This window comes from uncultured Campylobacter sp. (assembly GCF_937997465.1).
Lineage (GTDB): Bacteria > Campylobacterota > Campylobacteria > Campylobacterales > Campylobacteraceae > Campylobacter_A.
In genome coordinates, this window is the sequence record NZ_CALKTQ010000134.1 from 1 (window position 1) to 4,652 (window position 4,652).

7 protein-coding genes are annotated in these 4,652 nt (G+C 47.5%); all 7 read right to left on the reverse strand.

What is annotated here, in order from left to right; all coding sequences use genetic code 11:
• The coding region (locus Q0546_RS04135) for an EFR1 family ferrodoxin (RefSeq protein ID WP_298790792.1) at nucleotides 1-598 on the reverse strand (598 nt) is incomplete at its 3' end.
• A gap of 245 nt (nucleotides 599-843) precedes the next feature.
• Nucleotides 844-1,191 (reverse strand): aspartate 1-decarboxylase, encoded by a 348-nt coding sequence (panD, locus tag Q0546_RS04140; protein WP_298056000.1) that lies wholly within the window; start codon nucleotides 1,189-1,191, stop codon nucleotides 844-846.
• A 272-nt stretch (nucleotides 1,192-1,463) separates the two neighbouring features.
• Entirely contained in the window at nucleotides 1,464-2,756 is a 1,293-nt protein-coding gene (locus Q0546_RS04145; protein ID WP_298790793.1) for a UDP-N-acetylmuramoyl-L-alanyl-D-glutamate--2,6-diaminopimelate ligase, read from the reverse strand.
• On the reverse strand, nucleotides 2,740-3,285 hold the full coding sequence (locus Q0546_RS04150; RefSeq protein WP_298790794.1) for a histidine kinase: 546 nt from the start codon (nucleotides 3,283-3,285) through the stop codon (nucleotides 2,740-2,742). The genes Q0546_RS04145 and Q0546_RS04150 overlap by 17 nt, the downstream gene beginning before the upstream one ends.
• A complete protein-coding gene (locus Q0546_RS04155; RefSeq protein WP_298055989.1) occupies nucleotides 3,278-3,547 on the reverse strand; it encodes a NifU family protein in 270 nt (89 codons plus the stop codon). Before Q0546_RS04155 ends, Q0546_RS04150 begins: the two co-directional genes overlap by 8 nt.
• 498 nt (nucleotides 3,548-4,045) lie before the next feature.
• A complete protein-coding gene (gene rplQ / locus Q0546_RS04160; RefSeq protein ID WP_298790796.1) occupies nucleotides 4,046-4,402 on the reverse strand; it encodes a 50S ribosomal protein L17 in 357 nt (118 codons plus the stop codon).
• 11 nt (nucleotides 4,403-4,413) lie between these two features.
• On the reverse strand, nucleotides 4,414-4,652 hold a 239-nt coding region (locus tag Q0546_RS04165), incomplete at its 5' end, for a DNA-directed RNA polymerase subunit alpha C-terminal domain-containing protein (protein ID WP_298790798.1).

A 4,652-nucleotide genomic window follows, 5' to 3' on the forward strand; every position in this document is an offset into this window, starting at 1 on the left:
CTCGGCAGCCGCTACACGGCGACGTATCGAGGGTCGGTTTGCGTCTGGCAAACGGCGTTTTGCCCCAAATCTTCATCCATAGTCGCTGCCCCAAAAGCCCCGCGATACGGCATAGCACGCCCAACCCCTCTTGCGGCGGCTTACCCGCGGCAAATGCCTCCGAGGCGCGCTGCAGCTTGGCGTTCGCCTCCTTGATCAGGCGCTCGTTTTTCTGCGCCGAATAGCTAAAAATCGCCACGTCGAGGATAAACGCGGGCATTCTGATGTGTGTGCCGCCCGTTATCTTCGCGCTCGCTCGCCTTAGGATCCTAGCCGCGCAGCCCGCTCCGTCGCCGCTAAAAATCTCCATCGTAGCGATGATAAAGACGTTTTTGCCGCGAAAATTCGCGCTGTTTTCGCAAATAAACTCGCGCACGATCTGCGGCAGGTCGCTAAAGTAAACAGGATAGGCGAGGATCACGTCATCGTGGTGCTTTAGTAGCTCGCTGCAGGCCTCGTCCTCGATCGAAACCGCGGGAATATCGCCGCCCAGACGCTCTATAAATCTCTCCACGCAATGCTTCGTATTGCCCGTGGAGCTGAAATAAATCGCTACCATTTTGCGAATCCTTTTAAATTCAGGCGCAAAATTTTGCCCATTTTCGCCAAATTTTACTGACCGCGTCAAATTTAACGCCAAACGGCGGTAAATTTAAACAAACTGCTATTTAGCACGTTCGCCTTTCGTCCGCTTGCGAATGACCGTCGCGCCGCACCAGCCTAGACCTTATCGCAAATTTAGCTCGTCGCCATAAAACGTAAATTTAAACCTACCGCCGCAGAGACGGCAAATTTGGGCGTATATTATTTTACGATCTCGTTTTTCTCGTTTACCTGCACGATTTTTGGTTCGAAATCTCTTGCTTTTTTGGCGCTAAGAAGCGCGTAAGCAACGATGATGACGACGTCGCCGACGCAGACTTTGCGCGCGGCCGCGCCGTTTAGGCAGATCTCGCCCTTTTTCTCGCCGCGGATCACGTATGTAGCGAAACGCTCGCCGTTATTGACGTTTAGGATCTCGACTTTTTGGTATTCGCAAAGCCCCGCAGCCTCGATAAGCTCAGGTCCGATCGTGACCGAGCCTACGTAGTTGAGGTTAGCGTCCGTCACGCGTGCGCGGTGGATTTTGCTTGATAAAATTTCGATTTTCATCGGCAGTCCTTTGTGTTTTTGGGAAAATTATACTATAAATTTAGCCGCAAAAAGCAACTTTATATAGCCGCGGCGATTCGTTTTTGCTTGCTTGACGCGATAAAATTCGGAGTTAAATTTGTGATTAAATTTGATTTTAGAGGCATTTGCGCGAGCGATAAAAAATGCGATAAATTTGACGCCGTTTGGTGATAAAAATAGAAATTTAGACGCAAACAAAGGTAAATTTTACTCGAATTTACCCTTATTTCGTCGCCGTTTTGTCCGTAAATTTAGGCGCGACCGTCCAAAAGTTCGCGTACGACTTGCTTATCGCTAAACGGATATTTTACGCCCTTGATCTCTTGATAGGTTTCGTCGCCCTTACCTAAAATCACCAAAATTTCATCCCGTGCGAGGCTTTCAAGCGCGTATTTTATCGCATCTTTGCGGTTTGCGATGCATTTTACGCGCTCGTTCATCTCTAGGCCGCCACAGATCTCGGCGATGATGCTTTCCGGCTCTTCGCTTCGGGGATTATCGCTGGTGACGACGAGCCTGTGCGCGTATTTTTGCGCTATTGCGCCCATTTTAGGGCGTTTGGTGCGATCCCTGTCACCTCCGGCGCCAAAAACCGCAACGATTTTGCGATGGCGAAGCGCGTTTAGCACCTTTTCGATGCCGTCTGGAGTGTGCGCAAAGTCCACGATCACGAGCGGCTCGCGGCTCACGACCTCCATGCGCCCCTCGACGCCGTCAAATTCTGCCGCGGCGCGCGCGATCTCATCTAGTGGCCTATCCGTCAGCGTCGCGACGCAAGAGACGGCTGCTATGAGGTTGTAGAGGTTAAATTCGCCGTGCAAATTTGAGCTTAGCGCCATTTGCCCGCGCGGAGTCTTTAGCGTCGCGCGTATGCCACCTTCTAGCGAATACTCGCCAGGCGCGAAGTCCGCGTCCGCATGAAGCGCGTAAGTTAGGGCGTTTGCTGGATTAAATTTGATCCCGCCGCAATCGTCTATATTTATGAGTTTTGGCGCGTCGTCTGCGAAAAACTCGCTCTTTACTCGCGCATACTCCTCAAACGTGCCGTGGTAGTCGAGGTGGTCTTGGGTCAAATTCGTAAAAATTTTCATCGCAAATTCTAGGCTCTCGATACGTTTTTGCGCGATGGCGTGCGAGCTAGCCTCCATCACGAAGTAATCGCAACCTCGCTCGCTAGCGGCTTTGAGGTAGCTAAGCGTGCGTAAAATTTCGCTCGTCGTTAGTGCCTTGTCGTCGATGCGTTCGCCGTTTATAAAAGCGCCGCGAGTGCCGCACAGGCCGCATCCGTAGCCTAAATTTAACAGCGTAGCGCATATAACCGCTGCGGTCGTGGTTTTGCCGTTCGTACCCGTGATGCCGATGATTTTGATGTTCTCGTTGATGCCTAGCAGCCGCTTGCACTCGGCCAAATTTATGATTTTTGCGCCCTTTGCTTCGGCGGCGGCTTCAAATTTGGCGTTCGTCGCCGTTTTTACGAAACAGCAACCCGCTTCGCATTCGTTCGAGTTGTCGGTGACGAAGCCTTCTTTAACGTAAATTTTCACTTTCGGCCTTTTCGTTGATTTCGCGAGCCAGGGCGCTTAGTCGCTCGTCGCCGGCAAACATTACGGCTGCGGTCTCGATGTAGTTTAGCCCCATTTCGATGAAGCCGTTTTTGATAAGATTTTGCAAAAACTCGAGAAAATCGTCGCGGTTGTCGATCATCACGCGCGTGGAAAACATGATGTCCTCAAAGGTGCTTTTAAATCCGCCGCGCCTAACCGCATCCATAAAATCCGCATAGCTGATGGCGTTTTGCTCCTCAAGGCTCTCGTCGTCGCCAAATTTTGCCTCAAGCGCGCCTAAAATTTCCTCCAGCTCGTCCGGGCTCATACCAAGCTTATCTTTTAGCTTAAATATCTCAAAAAGCGTCATCGCCTCGTCGCGGCGAGTCTTAGCAAGCGAGCAAAGCATAATGAGGAAAAGTAGCTTTTTGTCCGGTTTTTTGTCGTAGGCAAGTGAAAAATAGCTCGCTGCGGCGTCAAATTCGCCCTTGTTAAACGCTTTTAGGCCCGCCTTTTTGTAATCAATCAAATTTAACTTCCTCGCTGATAGGGATGTTTACGACCTCTAGCTCAGGGTGGATATCCATACGGAGCTGGCGCTCGATGCCGTATTTTAGCGTAGTCGAACTAGCCGCACAGCCATGGCAGTGGCCGGTAAGGCGAACGTAAATTTTGCCGTTTTTGATGCCTAGCAGCTCCATGCCTCCGCCGTCGTTTTCAAGCATAGGCAAAACCTTTTGTAGGCTTGCTTTTACGGGCTTTAAAAGCTCTTCATCGGTAAATGGGATCATTTTTAACCTTTAAATTTTTGAGATATTATAGCAGATAAAATTTTAAATACGCTATGAGTTTGACGTTTTGGCCGCTATTTTTGACTTGGATAAATTTGGAGCTTTAAGCGATTCTATGTATAAGTGAGTCAAATTTAAAAGATGGCCATAGCCATAAAAACAAAATAGCGGCAAGACTCAAGTCTACAAAATAAACCTCAAGACAACTATACAAACGGCTGTTGCATAATCAAAAAACCGCTTTTAGATATTATATAAATTTAGTATATTAAGCATCTAGTACAAGCTAATCCCAAAAAGTAAATTTGTACTTAGAATTGTGGCAGAAGTCAAAATAAAACTAGCTATAAATTTTAGTATTTTCCGTATATATACGGAATTGCAAACAATAAAATAGGCTAGTAAATAAATTTAACTGATATGAAAGACTAAAGGGGCTTTAAGGTAACTAAAATATGTAAATTGAAAAAAAAAAAGAGAGCCGAAGCTCTCTAAAAATTATTCTTTGATTAGCTCGATATAAGCCATCTCAGCAGCATCGCCTCGGCGAACGCGAGTCTTAACGATGCGCGTATATCCGCCGTTTTTGCCTACGAATTTTGGAGCTAGCTCAGTTACTAGCTTATTCGTAGTTTCTTTATCCTGCAGGCTAGCAAAAACCGCTCTATGAGCGTTACTGTCGCCTTTTCTCGCTCTAGTGATTAGCTTTTCGATATAGCTTCTCAACTCTTTTGCCTTAGGCAAGGTCGTCTCTATCTTTTCGCTTTTGATGATAGCGATAGCTAAATTTTTAAGTAGAGCCGAACGGTGAGTCGACGTCCTACCTAGTTTTCTGTATCCGTGACCGTGTCTCATTTATCTTCCTTTTACTCTTTTGCACTCATTTGTGATTTTAGGTCGGCGATTTTTTTCTTGAGTTGCTCTTTGCCGCCGCCTAGGTCGCCGCCGACCGGATATCCGATCTCTTGCATAACGGCTTTGATCTCGTCGAGAGATTTTTTGCCTAAATTTTTAAGCTCTTTTAGCTCGTTTTCATCCATCAAAGCAAGCTCGCCGATAAATCTAATCTCAGCTTTATCAAGGCAGTTAAAGCTTCTAGCGCTCA

What these genes read in the sequence shown, in the direction of transcription:
- panD (WP_298056000.1), bottom strand. Translation starts at nt 1,191, where the DNA reads ATGAAAATCGAAATTTTATCAAGCAAAATCCACCGCGCACGCGTGACG.
- Q0546_RS04155 (WP_298055989.1), bottom strand. Translation starts at nt 3,547, where the DNA reads ATGATCCCATTTACCGATGAAGAGCTTTTAAAGCCCGTAAAAGCAAGC.
- rplQ (WP_298790796.1), bottom strand. Translation starts at nt 4,402, where the DNA reads ATGAGACACGGTCACGGATACAGAAAACTAGGTAGGACGTCGACTCAC.